Genomic DNA, 16,150 nt, shown 5'->3' with positions numbered 1-16,150 from the left:
CCCGAGGACGCGCCGGCGTGACGCCGGCCGACGGGACGCCGCGCCCCGCCTGCGCCGAGTGTGGCACGCCCCGGCACGGGCGCCAGGCCGTGCGCCGGGCGAGCAATGCGCGCCGGCAGCGGCTACTCTCCGGAACCGGTTCGAGCCAGGAGCGCGCAGCATGATCATCACCACCACGCCGAACATCGAAGGCCACGCCATCCGCGAGTACCGCGGCATCGTCACCGGCGAGGCGATCCTCGGCGCCAACGTCGTCAAGGACCTGTTCGCCGGCATCCGCGACTTCATCGGCGGGCGCAGCGGCACCTACGAGCAGGTGCTGCGCGACGCCCGCGACAACGCCTTCGAGGACCTGCGCGAATGCGCGCGCGGCCTCGGCGCCAACGCCGTGGTCGGCGTCGACCTCGACTACGAGGTGCTCGGCGAGAGCAACGGCATGCTGATGGTCACCGTCAGCGGCACCGCCGTCGTCATCGACTGACAAGAATGTGTTCGGCCCCTCCCCCGCTGGGGGAAGGGAGTCCGGCCCCATCCTGCACCGCGGGAAGGACGCATCGAGCCCCGCCCCCGGAAGAGGGAAAGGGGGCGTTGATACCAACAACAAAGCCCACGGAAACCCGCGATGCTCGTCAAACTGCTCCGCGCCCTGCTCTGGGGCCTGTTCCGCGTCGAGGTCCACGGCCGGCGCGACGTCTTCGGCGATCCGCGTACGCTGATCGTCGCCAACCACGAATCCTTCCTCGACGGCGTGCTGCTCGGGCTGTTCCTGCCGGTGCGGCCGACCTTCGTCGTGCACACGCAGATCGCGCAGAACCCGTTGTTCGCGCGCCTGCTGCGCCACGTCGACCACCTCGCGGTCGACGCCACCAGCCCGCTCGCGATCAAGGCCATCGTGCGCCTGGTGGAGAGCGGCAAGCCGGTGGTGATCTTCCCCGAGGGGCGCATCACCGTGACCGGCTCGCTGATGAAGGTCTACGACGGCGCCGCCTTCGTCGCCGCGCACACCGGCGCCACCGTGGTGCCGGTGCGCATCGCCGGCGCCGGGCGCAGCTACTTCAGCCGCCTCGCCGGGCTCTACCCGCGGCGCCTGCTGCCGAAGATCACGCTGCACGTGCTGGAACCGCGCCGCCTGCCGATGCCCGACTACCCGAGCGCGCGCGAGCGCCGGCGCGTCGCCGGCGAGCACATGCGCGCGCTGCTGCTCGACATGCTGGTCGCCACGCGCCCGCGCACCACGCTGTTCGACGCCTTCCTCGACGCCCGCGCGATCTTCGGGCGCAACGCCCGGGTGGTCGAGGACGTGCGCCTGGTCGAGGAGTCCTACGCCTCGCTGACGAAGATGGCGCTCGGCCTCGCGCGCCTGCTGGAGGGCGCCACCGCGCCGGGCGAGCGCGTCGGCCTGCTGCTGCCGAACGCCGCGCCGACCCTTGCCGCGCTGCTCGGGCTGAGCGCGCGCGCACGGGTGCCGGCGATGCTCAACTACACCGCCGGCGCCGACGGCCTGCGCGCCGCCTGCACCGCGGCGCAGGTGCGCGTGGTGGTGAGCTCGCGCACCTTCCTGGAGAAGGGCCACCTCGACCACCTGCCGGCGGCGCTGCCCGAACTCGACTGGCGCTTCCTCGAGGACCTGCGCGCGCAGATGACCGGCGCCGACAAGCGCTGGCTGCTGCCGCGGCTCCTCTTCCCGCGCCTGGCGCGGCTGCCGCAGGGCCCCGACGACCCGGCGGTGGTGCTGTTCACCTCGGGCTCGGAGGGCAAGCCCAAGGGCGTGGTGCACTCGCACGACTCGCTGCTCGCCAACGTCACCCAGGTGCGCGCGGTGGCCGACTTCAGCCCGCTCGACAAGTTCATGGTGGCGCTGCCGCTGTTCCACAGCTTCGGCCTCACCTGCGGCGCGCTGCTGCCGCTGGTCGCCGGCTGCAAGGTGTTCCTCTACCCGAGCCCGCTGCACTACCGCATCGTCCCCGAGCTGACCTACGACCGGAACTGCACGGTGCTGTTCGGCACCTCGACCTTCCTCGGCAACTACGCCAAGTTCGCCCACCCCTACGACTTCGGCCGCCTGCGCTACGTGGTCGCCGGCGCCGAGAAGCTCGACGAGGGCGTGCGCCGCACCTACATCGAGCGCTTCGGCATCCGCATCCTCGAAGGCTACGGCGTCACCGAGTGCGCGCCGGTGGTGGCGGTCAACGTGCCGATGGCCGCGCGCAGCGGCTCGGTCGGCCAGCTCGTGCCCGGCATGCGCCACCGCCTCGTGCCGGTGCCCGGCGTCGAGCACGGCGGCGTGCTGGTGGTGCACGGGCCGAACGTGATGCGCGGCTACCTGCGCTTCGAGAACCCCGGCGTGCTGGAGCCGCCGCACTGGGAGGGCGAGCCCGGCTGGTACTCGACCGGCGATGTGGTCGAAATCGACGCCGACGGCTTCGTCTACATCCGCGGCCGGCTGAAGCGCTTCGCCAAGCTCGCCGGCGAGATGATCTCGCTCGAAGTGGTCGAGCGGCTCGCCGCCGGCGTCGCCCCCGCGGCCATGCACGCCGCGGTCACCCGCCCCGACCCCGGCAAGGGCGAGGCGATCGTGCTGTTCACGACCGCGGCCGACCTCGACCGCGATGCCCTGCTCGCCCAGGCCCGCGCCCAGGGCACGCCCGAACTCGCGGTGCCGCGCGACATCCGCCACCTCGACGCGATCCCGCTGCTCGGCACCGGCAAGACCGACTACGTGCGCCTGAACGAACGGGCGGCGGGCTGAAGCCGCCGCCGCGCCCTCTCCCCGCCCCTGGAGCCGACCCGCGATGACCCGCCTGCTGCCCGTCCTGCCCCTGCTCGCCGCCCTCGCCGCCCCGGCCACGGCCGCGCCGCTCGCCGTCGGCCCCGACGACACCGTCCAGAGCGTGCTCGGCGCGCAGCAGGGCAAGCGCGTGACGGTGCGGCTCACCTCCGGCGAGGAACTCACCGGCACCGTGCAGAGCGTCGGCACCCAGGTCGTGCACCTGCGCCAGCTCGCCGGCAAGGACTTCTACGACGCCGCGGTGGCGCTGCCGGCGATCATCGCGGTGATCGTGCTGACGCGGGACTGACGCCGCGCGCGCCAAGGTGTGCGGCGGCGGTTGCCGGCGCGCCGCGGGCATCGCCTATCCTTTGCGCCCATGCCGGCCGCGCGCCGCCACCCCGGAGCCCTCATGTCCACGGATTCGCCCTCTCCCGACGTCCGCCCGCTGTGGTCGCGCGGCATGGCCGCGGTGCTGTTCGCGCAGTTCTTCTCGGCCTTCGGCGACAACGCGGTGCTGTTCTCGGCGCTGGCGCTGCTGAAGCACGAGGCCTACCCGGGCTGGGCGGCGCCGCTGCTGCAGCAGTTCTTCGTCGCGGCGTACATCCTGCTCGCGCCCTTCGCCGGGCCGTTCGCCGACAGCCTGCCGAAGGGCCGGGTGATGCTGTTCGGCAACGGCCTCAAGCTCGCCGGCGCGGCGGGGCTGCTGGTGGGGCTCAACCCGTTCGCCGCCTACGCGCTGATCGGCGTCGGCGCGGCGGCCTACTCGCCGGCGAAGTACGGCATCCTCGGCGAGCTGACCTCGGGCGACAAACTGGTGAAGGCGAACGGGCTGATGGAGTCGTCGACCATCGCCGCGATCCTGCTCGGGGCGATCGCCGGCGGCGTGCTCGCCGACTGGAGCGTGCCGGGCGCGCTGGCGGTGTGCGCCGGGGTGTACGCGGTGGCGGCGGCGGCCAACCTGCTGATCCCGCGGCTGCCGCCGGCGCATCCGCTGGCGGGGGCGTCGCTGAGCACGCTGTTCGCCGACTTCAGCGCCGCGGTGCGCACGCTCTGGCAGCACCCCGACACACGCTTCTCGGTCATCGGCACCAGCCTGTTCTGGGGCTCGGGCGTGACCATGCGCTTCCTGCTGGTGGCCTGGGTGCCGGTGGCGCTGGGCCTCGCCGACAACGCCACGCCGGCCTACCTGAACGCGATGGTGGCGGTGGGCATCGTGCTCGGCGCGGGCCTCGCCGGCGCGCTGGTGCGGCTCGACCAGGTCGAGCGCGCACTGCCGGCCGGGGTCGGCATCGGCATCGCCGTCGCGCTGCTGGCGATGGTGCAAAGCCTGGGGCCGGCCTACATGCTGCTCGCGGTGGTCGGCGCCTGCGGCGGCTTCTTCATCGTGCCGCTGAACGCGCTGCTGCAGGAACGCGGCAAGGAAACCGTCGGCGCCGGGCATGCGATCGCCATCCAGAACCTCGGCGAGAACGGCGCGATGCTGGCGATGCTCGGCCTGTACACGCTCGCGCTCGGCGCCGGCACGCCGGTGCTGCTGATCGCCCCGCTGTTCGGGCTCGGGCTGTCGGCGGCGATCGCCGCGCTGTGGGTGGCGCGGCGGCGGCAGCGGTGAGAGCGTCGCCGTCCGCGGCCGCGCGGCGGCCGCTTCCCCGGCGGGCACGCCGCCCCGCCCCCCTTCGCGCGCCCGGCGCCGCCGGGCCGCTCCACCGCCTGCAAACCTGCGGAGCGCACACCATGTTCAAGGCCGTCTACCTGGAGAAACCCGCCGATCGCGTCGAGGCGCGCATCGCCGAACTCGACGACGCCGCCCTGCCGGAGGGCGAGGTCACGGTGCGTGTGGCGCACTCCACGCTCAACTACAAGGACGGGCTCGCGATCACCGGCAAGGCGCCGGTGGTGCGCCGCTACCCGATGGTGCCGGGCATCGACTTCGCCGGCACCGTCGAGGCGAGCTCGGACCCGCGCTGGCAGCCGGGCGACGTGGTGATCCTCAACGGCTGGGGCGTCGGTGAAGCCTACTGGGGCGGGCTCGCGCAGAAGGCGCGCGTCAGGGGCGACTGGCTGATCGCGCTGCCGGCGGCCTTCGGCACCGCGCAGGCGATGGCGATCGGCACCGCCGGCTACACCGCGATGCTGTGCGTGCAGGCGCTGGAGCGCGCCGGAGTGACGCCGGCGCAGGGTGACGTGCTGGTCACCGGTGCCGCCGGCGGCGTCGGCAGCGTGGCGATCGCGCTGCTGGCGCGGCGCGGCTACCGCGTGCTGGCCGCCACCGGCCGCACCGCGGAGGCCGACTACCTGCAGGCGCTGGGGGCGGCCGAGATCGTCGACCGCGCCGAGCTCGCCGTCGCCGGCAAGCCGCTGATGAAGGAGCGCTGGGCCGGGGCGGTGGATACCGTCGGCAGCCACACCCTCGCCAACGTCTGCGCGGGCACGCGCTACGGCGGCACCGTCGCCGCCTGCGGGCTCGCCGGCGGCATGGATTTCCCGGCCACGGTGGCGCCGTTCATCCTGCGCGGGGTCACGCTCGCCGGCATCGACAGCGTGATGGCGCCGCGCCCGCGGCGCGAGGCCGCCTGGGCCGCGCTCGCCGCCGAGCTCGACCTGGAGCGGCTCGCCGCGATGACCCGCGAGATCGGCCTCGCCGAGGCCATCCCCGCCGCGGCGGAGCTGCTCGCCGGGCGGGTGCGCGGGCGCCTGGTGGTGGACGTGGACCGCTGAGCGTGCCGCTGCCGTCGCGCACCGACCCCGCCACCGGCCTCGCCGCCGGCGTCACCTACGCGGTGCTCGCCTTCCTCGCCTGGGGGCTGATGCCGGCCTACTGGAAGCTGATCGCGCAGGTGCCGTCGCTGCAGTTGGTGGCGCACCGCGTAGTGTGGTCGGTGCTGGTCACCGTGGCGCTGGTGCTGTGGTTCGGCCGCGGCGCCGAGCTGCTCGCCACGCTGCGCAGCCCGCGCCGCATGGGGCTGCTGGTGCTCACTGCGCTGCTGGTGAGCGGCAACTGGCTGATCTTCATCTGGGCGGTGCTGAACGGCCACGTGCTCGAAGCGAGCCTGGGCTACTTCATCAACCCGCTGCTCAACGTGCTGCTCGGCGTGCTGCTGCTGAAGGAAGGGCTGCGCCCCTGGCAGGCGCTGGCGGTGGCGGTCGCGGCGCTGGGAGTGGCGAACCTCGGCTGGCAGTTGCACGCGCTGCCGTGGATCGCCCTGAGCCTCGCGCTGACCTTCGGCAGCTACGGGCTGCTGCGCAAGCTCGCGCCGATCGAGCCGCTGGTCGGCCTGACCGCCGAGACCCTGGTGCTGCTGCCGCTGGCGGGCGCCTTCCTGCTCTACGCCGACGGCCGCGGCGAGGGGGTGTTCCTGCACGGCGGCACGGCACAGGACCTGCTGATCGTGGGCGCGGGGCTGATCACCGCGCTGCCGCTGCTGTGGTTCGCCAACGCCGCCAAGCGCCTGCGCCTGTCGACGCTCGGCCTGCTGCAGTACCTGGCGCCGAGCTGCCAGATGGCGCTCGCGGTGCTCGCCTACGGCGAGCCGTTCACGCCGGCGCACGCGGTCACCTTCGGCTGCATCTGGTGCGCGCTCGGCCTCTACAGCTTCGATGCGCAGCGCGCGCGCAGCGGCTGAGGTGCCGCGTCAGCCGCTGCCGTCGGCCGGCAGCGGCAGCGGCTCGGGCTTGACCACCGGCTCGGCGACGCGCAGCAGGAAGTAGGCGGGCTCCTCCTCGGTGTCCGACACCATGCTGATGAAGCCCGACTTCGACACGCTCTCGCCGGGCTGCAGGTCGGGCATCAGGTCGCTGGCCTCGGCCATCACGCCGATGCGCGCCACGCCGATGTGCACGCCGTGGCGGTCGAACAGCGCGATCGACAGCCGCGGGGTGATCGCCAGCACGCTGTCGTTGCGCATCGTCAGGCGGTACTCGTAGCGGCTCTTGCCGCCGCGCTTGACCACCGAGAACACCACGGTGCGCAGGTAGCGCTCGTCGAGGGAGATCACCTGGTCGAAGGTCAGCGGGCGCAGGCCGGGCACGCGCTTCTGCACCAGGGCGTCGACGTCGACCCGCAACTGCTCGACCTCGGGACGCAGCGTCGCCAGCTCGCGCTCGCGCGCCTCCAGCGTCGCGCCGAGGCGTTCGTTGTCGCTCCGCAGGACCTTGATCTGGGTGCCGAAATAGAGCGCCGTGACGATCGTCGCGGTGACGCAGAACACCAGCCCCACGAACAGCAGCTTGCTGCGTTGGCTCCAGCGCGTCGAATTGCGCCGGCGGCCGCGCAGGCGATCCGCCGTACCGTCTCCCCCGTTCCCCATGGATGTCTTCGCCGTCATCAGCACGTGTCGTTTCCCGATTTTCCCTTTCCCGCCGCGCCGGTACGCTGCCGGCCCGGTGTGTGCGCTCACCAGGCCCAGTCGTCGTCCTCGAGCGTGTCGGTTTCCTCGTACAGCAGCGCCACCCGGTCGGCGCAGAAGCCCTGCAGCTTCAGCGCGACCTCGCGCGGCACCAGCGCGAAGTCGAAGCCCTTGTTGTCCATGCGCGCGATGCCGAGCTTGCCCATCGCGATCTGCCGGCGCTGCGCATCGGTGACGCGCACGCTGCGCACGAAGCGCCCGTCGGTGAAGTTGTAGCGATCCTCGGCCTTGGGGTCGTTCACGCGGTTGGCCTCGATCAGCTGCCTGGCGCGGGCGAGATCCTCCTTGCGCCTGCGCTCGGCCTCGCGCTGCGCGTTCAGCTCGCGGTCACGCTGGCGCCTGGCCTCGGCTTCGGCCTGCTGACGGGCGCGCTGCTCGGCGGCACGCTGCTGCTCCGCCGTCTTGGCTTCGGGCTGGCCCTTCTTCGCCTGATGCGTCTGCTTGCGCCGCTCGTTCTCGGCCTTGGTGACGGCATCCGCCGACACCACGCCGGCCTTCAGCAACTGATCGCGCAGGGACATGTTCGCCTCCTCAAAGTCCGCGCCGGTCGAGCCAGCCGCCGAGGTATTCGGCCACCCGCCGCCAGCCGCTGTCGCACATCATGGCATGCGCCAGACGACTGAACACCTCGCATTCGGCGCCGTAGCGGCGCGCCGTGTAATGCACCTCGGCGACCGGCACCAGGGCATCGTCGGCCGCGCCCAGCACCAGCAGCGGCGTGCGCCCGACGCGGGCGACGTCGGGCAGGTCCCAGCCGAGCATGTCGGCGATCACGCGCTGCGATTCGGGCTGCGAGCGGTTGGCGAACTTCGCCACCAGGGCCTCGGGGACGTCGACCGAGAACAGCGAGCGGCGGGCGGTGCTGCGCGACGCCAGGTGCGGGCCGGCGGCCTGCACCAGGCCCATCTCGGTCCACAGCACCGGGTCGCGCCACAGCAACTGCAGCATCGAGCCGGCGAGCCCGCTCGGTGGCACCGAGGCCATCAGCACCGCGGCGGCGGCCGGCTGCCGCTCCAGGTACTTCTGCACCACCATGCCGCCCATCGAGTGGCCGACCAGCACCAGCGGCCCGCCGATGCTCGCGGCGACGCCGGCGACGTCCTCGACGAACTCGGCGAGGCCGCTCCACAGCAGGCGCTCGTGGCCGCTGCTGCCGGCATGGCCGCGCAGGCTCAGCGCGTACGCCGGGTGGCCGCGCGCGGCGAACCAGTCGAGGAAGTGGTCCTCCCAGCACCAGGCGCCGGCGAAGGCGCCGTGCACGAACAGCAGCGGCGTGCGCGCGGGCGCCTGCGCCGGCAGGCGGCTGATGACTTCGATCTGCTCGGGGGACGCGGCGCGGTTCGGGAAGTACACGGTGGGGTCGCGGCTCAGTAGAGGATGCGCGTGCGCAGGGTGCCGTCGACGCCGCGCAGCTGCTGCAGCGCGAGGCGTCCGGCGTGGGCGTCGTCGTCGATGTCGATGACCACGTAGCCGATGCTCGGGTCGGTCTGCAGGTACTGGCCGGCGATGTTGATGCCTTCGCGCGCGAGCAGGTCGTTGATCGCCGACAGCACGCCGGGCCGGTTGCGGTGGATGTGCAGCAGGCGCCGCTTGCCCGGGTGCGCCGGCAGGCTGACCTCGGGGAAGTTCACCGCCGACAGCGTCGAGCCGTTGTTGCTGTACTTGACCAGCTTGCCGGCGACCTCGTAGCCGATGTTCTCCTGCGCCTCCAGCGTGCTGCCACCGATGTGCGGCGTCAGCAGCACGTTGTCGAAGGCGCGCAGCGGCGAGACGAACGCGTCGTCGTTGCCCTGGGGTTCGACCGGGAAGACGTCGATCGCCGCGCCGCCGAGGTGCTGCGCCTGCAGCGCCGCGGCGAGCGCGTCGATGTCGACGACGGTGCCGCGCGAGGCGTTGATCAGGTGCGCGCCCGGCTTCATGCGCGCGAGTTCGGCGGCGCCGATCAGGTTGCGGGTCTGCGCCGTCTCCGGCACGTGCAGCGTGACCACGTCGGCGGCTTCGAGCAGGGCGTCGAGCGAGCGCGTCGCCTGCGCGCTGCCGAGGGCGAGTCTGGCCTCGATGTCGTGGAACACCACGCGCATGCCGAGCGCCTCGGCGAGCACCCCGACCTGGGTGCCGATGTGGCCGTAGCCGACGATGCCGAGTGTCTTGCCGCGCACCTCCACCGAGCCCGCGGCCGACTTGGTCCAGCCGCCGCGGTGGCACAGCGCGTTCTTCGCCGGGATGCCGCGCATCAGCATCACCACCTCGGCGAGCACCAGTTCGGCGACGCTGCGGGTGTTAGAGAACGGCGCGTTGAACACCGGCACGCCGAGCTCGCGCGCCGCGGCGAGGTCGACCTGGTTGGTGCCGATGCAGAAGCAGCCGACCGCGATCAGCCGCTTCGCCGCGGCGAGCACCGGCGCGGTCAGCTGCGTGCGCGAGCGGATGCCGACGATGTAGGCGTCGGCGATGCGCTCCAGCAGGCGCTCCTCGGGCAGGGCCTTGTCATGGTGTTCGATCTGCGTGTAGCCGTCGGCCTCGAAGGTCTCGCGCGCGCTGCGATGCACGCCTTCGAGCAGCAACACCTTGATCTCGCGCTTGTCGAGGGACACCGTCGACATGTTCTCGGGACTCCGTCGGCTGGCTATAGTGCCGGCCTCGCCCGGGGCGTCCCGGACGAGGCCGGTGATGATCCCCGAAACAGACGCCCCAAGGGAAGGCCGGTTCCTCCATCGCCTCCACCGGAGCCTCGCGCATGACCCAGCCCGCCCCCGCCGATCTCCTCGCCGGCCTGCGCCGCCTGCTGCCCGAGGCGCGCGTGCGCGGTGACGCCGACACCCTCGCCAGCCACGGCAAGGACTGGACGCGCTTCTACACCCCCGCCCCCGCCGCCGTGGTGTTCCCGGTCAGCATCGACGAGGTGCAGGCGCTGGTGCGCCACGCCATCGCCGAGCGCCTCGCGCTGGTGCCCTCGGGCGGGCGCACCGGGCTGTCGGCCGGGGCGGTGGCGGCGCAGGGCGAGGTGGTGGTGTCGTTCGAGCGCATGAACCGCATCCTCGACTTCGACGCGGTCGACCGCAGCGTCACCGTCGAGCCCGGCGTGATCACCGAGAACCTGCAGGGCTACGCGCGCGAGCGCGGGCTGTTCTACCCGGTGGACTTCGCCGCCCGCGGCTCCAGCCAGATCGGCGGCAACATCGCCACCAACGCCGGCGGCATCAAGGTGATCCGCTACGGCCTCACCCGCGACTGGGTCAGCGGGCTCAAGGTCGTCACCGGCCGCGGCGACCTGCTCGATCTCAACCGCGGCCTGATCAAGAACGCCACCGGCTACGACCTGCGCCACCTGTTCATCGGCTCCGAGGGCACGCTCGGCTTCATCGTCGAGGCCACGCTGCGCCTGACCACGCCGCCGCGTGAACCGGCGGTGATGGTGCTCGCGCTGCCGGCGCTCGACGCGGTGATGGCGGTGTTCGCGGCGTTCCGCGAGCGCCTGCAGCTCACCGCCTTCGAGTTCTTCGACGACCGCGCGCTCGGCCACGTGCTCGCGCGCGGCGTGCCGGCGCCCTTCGCCACGCGCGCGCCGTACTACGTGCTGGTGGAGTTCGACCACGCCCATGCCGAGGACATGGACGCCGCGCTGGCGGCGTTCGAGCACGCCGGCGCGCAGGGCTGGATCGTCGACGGCGTGATCAGCGCGAGCGAGACCCAGGCGAAGACGCTGTGGCGGCTGCGCGAGGACATCACCGAATCGCTCGCCCCGCGCCAGCCCTACAAGAACGACATCGCGGTGCGGGTGTCACGGGCGCCGGCCTTCCTCGCCGAGATCGACGCGCTGTTCGCGCGCGAGTACCCGAGCTTCGAAGTGGTGTGGTTCGGCCACATCGGCGACGGCAACCTGCACATCAGCGTGCTCAAGCCCGTCGACTGGGACGCCGCGACCTTCGTCGCCGAGTGCGCGCGCGTCAACGTGCTGCTGTTCGAGACGCTGCGCCGCCACGGCGGCAGCGTCTCGGCCGAGCACGGCGTCGGGCTGGTGAAGAAACCGTGGCTCGGCTACACCCGCGACGCCGTCGAGATCGATTACCTGCGCGCGCTCAAGGCGGTGTTCGACCCGCACGGCATCCTCAACCCGGGCAAGATCTTCGACCCCGCCTGAGCGCGCCGGACGGCCTCAGGCGATGCGGTGGCGCTCGACCTGGCGCGTGTCCCAGCGCATGCCGTGGCCGGGCGCCTCGCTCGGCACCACGTGGCCGTCGATCAGTCGCGGCGCCTCGCAGAGGATCGGCGCGGCGAAATCGGCGTACTCGAGCCAGTGCGCGGTGGCGGTCACGCCGAGCAGGTGCGCGCTCAGTTCGGGCGACAGGCACGAGGACATCGGCACGCCGCCGGCCTCGGCGAGTGCCGCCGCCCGCAGCCAGCCGGTGACGCCGCCGATGCGCATCGGGTCGGGCATCACGTAGTCGCTGGCGCCGGCGACCAGCGCACGCGACAGCTCGCTCGGCCCCCAGCAGTTCTCGCCGAGCTGGATCGGCGTGCGCGCCGCGGCGGCGATGCGCGCGTGGCTGGTGAAGTCGTCGGCGCGCGTGGGCTCCTCGATCCAGGCGAGCCCGGCGTCGTCGAGCGCGCGCACGCGCGTGAACGCCTCGGCGATCGACAGGCACTGGTTGTAGTCGACCATCAGTTCGACCCCGTCGCCGACCGCGCCGCGCACCGCGCGCAGCACGGCGAGGTCCTCGGCGAGCGTCGGGTAGCCGAGGCGCAGCTTGAGCGCGCGGAAGCCGCCTTCGAGCAGCGCCTCGGCCTCGGTGGCCGCCGCGCCGGCGCCGACCAGGCCGAGGCCGCAGCCGTTGTAGGCGCGCACCGGCTGCGGCGTGCCGCCGAGCAGGCGCACCAGCGGCAGGCCCTGGGCCTTGGCGTGGGCATCCCAGCAGGCGGTGTCGAGCAGCGCCAGCGCAATGCCGACCAGGCCCTGCGCGCCGAGCAGGGTGACCTCACGGCGCAGCCGCGCCTCGATCGCGAGCGGCGCGAGCTCCTCGCCCACCAGCAGCGCCGAGAGGCCGCGCAGCAGCACCACCAGCGGCTTCACCGCCACGCTCTGGTAACAGAACGCGTAGCCGCAGCCGCCGACGCCCTGATCGGTCTCGAGATCGACCAGCACCAGCGGCGTGCTGGTGAGTTCGCCGCCGGCGAGCCGCAGCGGCCGCCCGAGCGGCAGTTCCACGCCCCGTACCTGCACTTCGGAAATGGTGATGCGTTCACCCAGCATGCAGCGCCCCTCGTCTCTGGTGTCGTGTTCTGGTCTGTGGAACGGGGATTCTAGGAACGCTGCCGCACAGGGGTGAGTGAGCATTTTTCACGTTCGCGACCAATGGTTTTCAGCGTGTGGTAACGGTTTTCACCAGCCCCAGCGGTCGTCGCGCAGCGGCTGCGGTGCGCGCGGCGGCACCACCGGGCCGAGGACGGGTTCGTCCCAGCGCTGCTCGCTGAGCCAGGCGATGAACGCCGCGCATTCCTCGCGCTCGGCGACGTGGTGGTGGTAGACGAGGTAGTAGGCGTGCGGCGAGACGCTGCTGACGTCGAACAGCGGCTGCAGCGCGCCGCGCTCGAACCAGTTGCGCGCGAGCACCTGGCGCGCCAGCGCGACGCCCTGGCCGTAGGCGGCGGCGTGCATCATCAGCCCGAGGTCGCTGAACTGCACGCCGTCGCGCGGCTCCGGCCAGTCGAGCCCGGCGGCGGCGAACCACGGCCGCCAGGGCTCGAGCGGGCAGCGCAGCAGGCTCGCGCGGGCGAGGTCGACCGGGTGCTCGAACGGCCCGTGCCGACGCCGGTAGTCGGGGCTGCACACCACCAGCACGCGGTCGTCGAGCAGCGGCGTCACTGCGAGGCGCGGGTAGTCGCCGGTGCCGAAGCGGATCTCGAGGTCGGGCTCGTCGGCGGTGACGTCGAGCAGCGGGATCGCCACCTGCATCACCACGTCGACGTCGGGGTGACGCTCGACGAAGGCCGGCAGGCGCTCGATCAGCAGCGCCCGCGCGAAGGTCGCCGGCACCGCGAGGTTGATCGCCCTGCGCGCGGCGCGACCGGCCTCCGACACCGGGTAGGCGTTCAGCGCGAGCAGCGCCTGGCGCACGCTCTGCAGGTAGTCGCGCCCGCGCGCGGTGAGGCGCTGCTCGCGCTCGCCACGCGCGAACAGGCGCATGCCGAGGCCATCCTCGAGCTGGCGGATGCGATGGCTGACCGCGCTCGGCGTCACGTACAGCTCGCGCGCCGCCGCGGCGAGGCTGCCGAGCCGCGCCGCGGCCTCGAAGGCCACCAGGCAGTGGATGGGCGGAAGACGGTAGGCCATCAGGATCGACCCTCGCCGGCGCGCGCCGGCGTGCTCAGAGGAACTGCCCCACCCAGCCGCCGGCCGCGCGGAAACGCTCGCGGAACAGCGTCTCGAAGCCCTCGGGGACCGAGCCCTGCACGGCGGGGCGGGCGCACAGCGCCGCGGCCCACGCGGCGGTCTTCGGCAACTCGTCGAGCAACCCGGTCGGGTGCGCGGCGTCGAGCAGGCGCAGGCGCATGAACAGCGGCGCGTAGGCGGCATCGACCAGCGAAAAGCCGGTGCCGAGGAACAGCGGCCCGGCGCCGAGCGCGGCTTCGAGGAAGCGCAGTTCGCTCTTCGAGGCCGCCTGCTGGCGCTCGAAGCCCTCCTGCTCGGGCGCCACCAGCATCTGGTACTGGCGGCCGATCAGGTTGGAGCCGAACTCGATCCAGGCGCGGGCACGGGCGCGCGCCAGCGGCGCGACCGGCAGCATCGACGGCGGGTGGGTCTCGTCGAGGAATTCGTTGATCACCGCCGACTCGAACAGCACCGTGCCATCGACCTGCAGCAGCGGCACCTTGCCCATCGGCGACAACGCGAGGAACCAGTCCGGCGGGGCGTTGAGGTCGATGTAGCGCACGCTGAACGGCACGCCCTTCTCCTTCAGCGTGATGACGGCGCGCTGCACGAAGGGGCAGAGCGGGAAGCTGGTCAGTTCGAGATGCATGCATCCTCCGAGGTAAAGCCGTTGCGGCGAGGTCGGCCGCGGCCGTCACCGGGCCGCCTTGCCGCCAGAACCTAACACAGCACGCCACCGGCACCCGGTTTGCGTCGCCCGGCCGGCGGCGGCTATGCTTCGGCGCGCGGCGCCACGCGCGCCCCACGCGCCACCGCCACCGGCACCCCCACCCATCGACGGATTCAGTCGAAACAACTACTTGCCACCACGGGGCTCCACTTGAATCCGCCGACCCGCACCGTGCCACCGCACCTGCGCCGCTTCCCGCCGGTGCCGCTGCGTCCCCTCGCAAGGAACGCCGACCGCCGATGATCACCCCGCCTCCCGAGTCGCGCCTCGCCCGCTACCTGGCCTATGCCCTGCTCGCGGGGCTGGTCGTCGTGGTGTTTCTGGTGTTCCGCGACTACGGCATCAGCAACGACGAGGAAGTGCAGAACACTTACGGTCAGTTGTTGCTGCGTTATTACGCGAGCGGTTTCGCCGACCGTTCGGCGCTGAATTACATCGACCTCTACCGCTACGGCGGCGCCTTCGACATGGCCTGCGCCGCGCTGAACCTGGTCTCGCCGTTCGGCGAGTACGAAACCCGCCACCTGCTCGGCGGCCTGGTCGGCATCCTCGGCCTGTGGGGGGCGTTCGCCTTCGGCCGCCACCTCGGCGGCGACCGCGTCGGCCTGCTCGCGCTGCTGCTGCTGCTGCTGACGCCGGCCTTCGTCGGCCACAGCTTCATCAACCCGAAGGACGCCCCCTTCGCCACGGCGATGCTGTGGTCGCTGTACGCGATCGCCCTGGTGCTCGAGGAGCTGCCGCGGCCGTCGTGGCGGGCGGCGCTCGGCTTCGGCGCCGCCTTCGGCATGGCGATCAGCGTGCGCGTCGGCGCCGTGCTGCTGGTGCCCTACCTCGGCTTCGGCATCGTGCTGCACCTGCTGCTGCGCTGGCGCACCGGCGCCTCCTGGCGCGAGCTGGCGTGCGCGCTGTGGACCATCAACCGCCGGCTGCTGCCCGCGCTCGTCCTCGCCTACGCGGTGATGGCGGCGTTCTGGCCCTATGCCTACCAGGCGCCGCTGAACCCCTGGCGCGCGCTGAGCCAGTTCTCGCACCTGCCGATCGACCTCGAGACGCTTGCCAACGGTGTCTGGTACCCGGCCACCGCGCTGCCCGACTTCTACCTGCCGGCGTACTTCCTGATCACGCTGCCCGAGCTCGTGCTGCTCGGGCTGGTGTTCGCGCTCGGCTTCGCGCTGGTGTGGCTGCGCCGGCCGCGCGCCGCCGACCACCGCCCGCTGGTGGTGGCGGTGCTCGCCCTCGCCGGCACCTTCCCGGTGGTCTACGCGATCGCCGCGCACACCACCGCCTACAACGGCCTGCGCCACTTCCTGTTCGTGGTGCCGCCACTGGTGCTGGTCGCCGCCTGCGGGCTCGACCGCCTGCTACGCCACATCGCCGGCATCTCGGCGAGCGCCGGGCGCGCCTTCGCCTTCGCGCTCGGCGCCGTGCTGCTCGGCCAGGCCGGCATCGTCGTCTACCTGCACCCGTACGAGTACACCTACTACAACGCGCTGGTCGGCGGCACCAAGGGTGCCGAGGACCGCTGGGACATGGACTACTGGGGCCTGTCGCTGCGCGAGGCGGTGCTGCGCCTCGCCGACGTGGTGCGCGCCGAGGACGAGGGCGAGCCGATCCGCCGGCGCTACAAGGTGGCGGTGTGCGGCAAGGAGGAATCGGCGATCTACTATTTCCCCCCGTTCCTCGTCTTCGAGGAGAAATGGGACCGCGCCGACTTCCTGATCGCGCTCACCCACGACGGCTGCGACCGCGAGCTGCCCCTGCCCAACCTGATCGTGGTGGAACGCTTCGGCGCCCCCTTCGTCGTGGTTCGCGACCTGCGCGGCCAGGACCTGCCCTAGCCCCGCCGACGGCCCGCCCGCCCCAGGGATACCCGC

General features: G+C 72.5%; 15 protein-coding genes. 8 read left to right on the top strand and 7 right to left on the bottom strand.

What is annotated here, in order from left to right:
- Positions 1 to 160 precede the first annotated feature (160 nt).
- From EV699_RS00645 to rarD, 6 genes are all read left to right on the top strand, one after another.
- Positions 161 to 481: a heavy metal-binding domain-containing protein gene (locus tag EV699_RS00645; RefSeq protein WP_132538014.1), complete on the top strand. Its 321-nt coding sequence runs from the start codon at positions 161 to 163 to the stop codon at positions 479 to 481.
- A gap of 141 nt (positions 482 to 622) precedes the next feature.
- Positions 623 to 2,749, top strand: coding sequence for a bifunctional acyl-ACP--phospholipid O-acyltransferase/long-chain-fatty-acid--ACP ligase (aas, locus tag EV699_RS00640; protein WP_132538013.1), 2,127 nt, complete (start codon positions 623 to 625; stop codon positions 2,747 to 2,749).
- A 43-nt stretch (positions 2,750 to 2,792) separates the two neighbouring features.
- Positions 2,793 to 3,077, top strand: a complete 285-nt coding sequence (locus EV699_RS00635) for a hypothetical protein (RefSeq protein WP_132538012.1) — start codon at positions 2,793 to 2,795, stop codon at positions 3,075 to 3,077.
- A gap of 102 nt (positions 3,078 to 3,179) precedes the next feature.
- Positions 3,180 to 4,382: a lysophospholipid transporter LplT gene (gene lplT, locus EV699_RS00630; RefSeq protein ID WP_132538011.1), complete on the top strand. Its 1,203-nt coding sequence runs from the start codon at positions 3,180 to 3,182 to the stop codon at positions 4,380 to 4,382.
- A gap of 122 nt (positions 4,383 to 4,504) precedes the next feature.
- Positions 4,505 to 5,488, top strand: a complete 984-nt coding sequence (acuI, locus tag EV699_RS00625; RefSeq protein WP_132538010.1) for an acrylyl-CoA reductase (NADPH) — start codon at positions 4,505 to 4,507, stop codon at positions 5,486 to 5,488.
- A gap of 2 nt (positions 5,489 to 5,490) precedes the next feature.
- The gene (gene rarD, locus EV699_RS00620) at positions 5,491 to 6,393 is read left to right on the top strand and encodes an EamA family transporter RarD (protein ID WP_243662511.1); all 903 of its coding nucleotides are present in this window, start codon (positions 5,491 to 5,493) and stop codon (positions 6,391 to 6,393) included.
- 9 nt (positions 6,394 to 6,402) lie between these two features.
- On the opposite strand, the gene EV699_RS00615 is transcribed toward rarD, so the two are convergent.
- The 4 genes from EV699_RS00615 to serA form a co-directional block, all read right to left on the bottom strand.
- Positions 6,403 to 7,077, bottom strand: coding sequence for a hypothetical protein (locus EV699_RS00615; RefSeq protein ID WP_132538009.1), 675 nt, complete (start codon positions 7,075 to 7,077; stop codon positions 6,403 to 6,405).
- Between the two features lie 86 nt (positions 7,078 to 7,163).
- Positions 7,164 to 7,697 carry a DUF2058 domain-containing protein gene (locus tag EV699_RS00610; RefSeq protein WP_132538008.1) on the bottom strand — a complete coding sequence of 178 codons (534 nt, stop codon included), beginning with the start codon at positions 7,695 to 7,697 and terminating at the stop codon, positions 7,164 to 7,166.
- A 10-nt stretch (positions 7,698 to 7,707) separates the two neighbouring features.
- Positions 7,708 to 8,529, bottom strand: coding sequence for an alpha/beta hydrolase (locus EV699_RS00605; protein ID WP_165903972.1), 822 nt, complete (start codon positions 8,527 to 8,529; stop codon positions 7,708 to 7,710).
- Positions 8,530 to 8,543: 14 nt separating this feature from the next.
- Positions 8,544 to 9,779 (bottom strand): phosphoglycerate dehydrogenase, encoded by a 1,236-nt coding sequence (gene serA, locus EV699_RS00600; protein WP_132538007.1) that lies wholly within the window; start codon positions 9,777 to 9,779, stop codon positions 8,544 to 8,546.
- A 134-nt stretch (positions 9,780 to 9,913) separates the two neighbouring features.
- Between serA and EV699_RS00595 the strand changes: the two genes are divergently transcribed.
- On the top strand, positions 9,914 to 11,317 hold the full coding sequence (locus tag EV699_RS00595) for an FAD-binding oxidoreductase (protein ID WP_132538006.1): 1,404 nt from the start codon (positions 9,914 to 9,916) through the stop codon (positions 11,315 to 11,317).
- Positions 11,318 to 11,332: 15 nt separating this feature from the next.
- Here the strand turns inward: EV699_RS00595 and EV699_RS00590 are convergent, their stop codons facing one another.
- The 3 genes from EV699_RS00590 to EV699_RS00580 all read right to left on the bottom strand — a co-directional run bounded on the left by EV699_RS00590 (position 11,333) and on the right by EV699_RS00580 (position 14,195).
- On the bottom strand, positions 11,333 to 12,427 hold the full coding sequence (locus tag EV699_RS00590) for an enolase C-terminal domain-like protein (protein ID WP_132538005.1): 1,095 nt from the start codon (positions 12,425 to 12,427) through the stop codon (positions 11,333 to 11,335).
- A 129-nt stretch (positions 12,428 to 12,556) separates the two neighbouring features.
- Positions 12,557 to 13,507, bottom strand: coding sequence for a LysR substrate-binding domain-containing protein (locus EV699_RS00585; protein ID WP_132538004.1), 951 nt, complete (start codon positions 13,505 to 13,507; stop codon positions 12,557 to 12,559).
- 34 nt (positions 13,508 to 13,541) lie between these two features.
- Positions 13,542 to 14,195, bottom strand: coding sequence for a glutathione S-transferase family protein (locus tag EV699_RS00580; RefSeq protein WP_132538003.1), 654 nt, complete (start codon positions 14,193 to 14,195; stop codon positions 13,542 to 13,544).
- 320 nt (positions 14,196 to 14,515) lie between these two features.
- On the opposite strand from EV699_RS00580, the gene EV699_RS00575 reads away from it, so the two are divergent.
- A complete protein-coding gene (locus tag EV699_RS00575) occupies positions 14,516 to 16,114 on the top strand; it encodes an ArnT family glycosyltransferase (protein ID WP_132538002.1) in 1,599 nt (532 codons plus the stop codon).
- The last annotated feature ends 36 nt before the right edge of the window (positions 16,115 to 16,150 follow it).

Origin of the sequence: Plasticicumulans lactativorans, assembly GCF_004341245.1 — a bacterium.
In the GTDB taxonomy this organism is placed as follows: domain Bacteria; phylum Pseudomonadota; class Gammaproteobacteria; order Competibacterales; family Competibacteraceae; genus Plasticicumulans_A; species Plasticicumulans_A lactativorans.
The sequence above is the reverse complement of the archived record's forward strand: the minus strand, read 5'-3'. Positions and strand labels throughout refer to the sequence as shown.

Excerpts from the sequence above, each read along its gene's own strand:
- EV699_RS00645 (WP_132538014.1), top strand. The coding sequence starts at position 161 with ATGATCATCACCACCACGCCGAACATCGAAGGCCACGCCATCCGCGAG.
- aas (WP_132538013.1), top strand. The coding sequence starts at position 623 with ATGCTCGTCAAACTGCTCCGCGCCCTGCTCTGGGGCCTGTTCCGCGTC.
- EV699_RS00635 (WP_132538012.1), top strand. The coding sequence starts at position 2,793 with ATGACCCGCCTGCTGCCCGTCCTGCCCCTGCTCGCCGCCCTCGCCGCC.
- lplT (WP_132538011.1), top strand. The coding sequence starts at position 3,180 with ATGTCCACGGATTCGCCCTCTCCCGACGTCCGCCCGCTGTGGTCGCGC.
- acuI (WP_132538010.1), top strand. The coding sequence starts at position 4,505 with ATGTTCAAGGCCGTCTACCTGGAGAAACCCGCCGATCGCGTCGAGGCG.
- EV699_RS00615 (WP_132538009.1), bottom strand. The coding sequence starts at position 7,077 with ATGGGGAACGGGGGAGACGGTACGGCGGATCGCCTGCGCGGCCGCCGG.
- EV699_RS00610 (WP_132538008.1), bottom strand. The coding sequence starts at position 7,697 with ATGTCCCTGCGCGATCAGTTGCTGAAGGCCGGCGTGGTGTCGGCGGAT.
- serA (WP_132538007.1), bottom strand. The coding sequence starts at position 9,779 with ATGTCGACGGTGTCCCTCGACAAGCGCGAGATCAAGGTGTTGCTGCTC.
- EV699_RS00595 (WP_132538006.1), top strand. The coding sequence starts at position 9,914 with ATGACCCAGCCCGCCCCCGCCGATCTCCTCGCCGGCCTGCGCCGCCTG.
- EV699_RS00590 (WP_132538005.1), bottom strand. The coding sequence starts at position 12,427 with ATGCTGGGTGAACGCATCACCATTTCCGAAGTGCAGGTACGGGGCGTG.
- EV699_RS00585 (WP_132538004.1), bottom strand. The coding sequence starts at position 13,507 with ATGGCCTACCGTCTTCCGCCCATCCACTGCCTGGTGGCCTTCGAGGCC.
- EV699_RS00580 (WP_132538003.1), bottom strand. The coding sequence starts at position 14,195 with ATGCATCTCGAACTGACCAGCTTCCCGCTCTGCCCCTTCGTGCAGCGC.
- EV699_RS00575 (WP_132538002.1), top strand. The coding sequence starts at position 14,516 with ATGATCACCCCGCCTCCCGAGTCGCGCCTCGCCCGCTACCTGGCCTAT.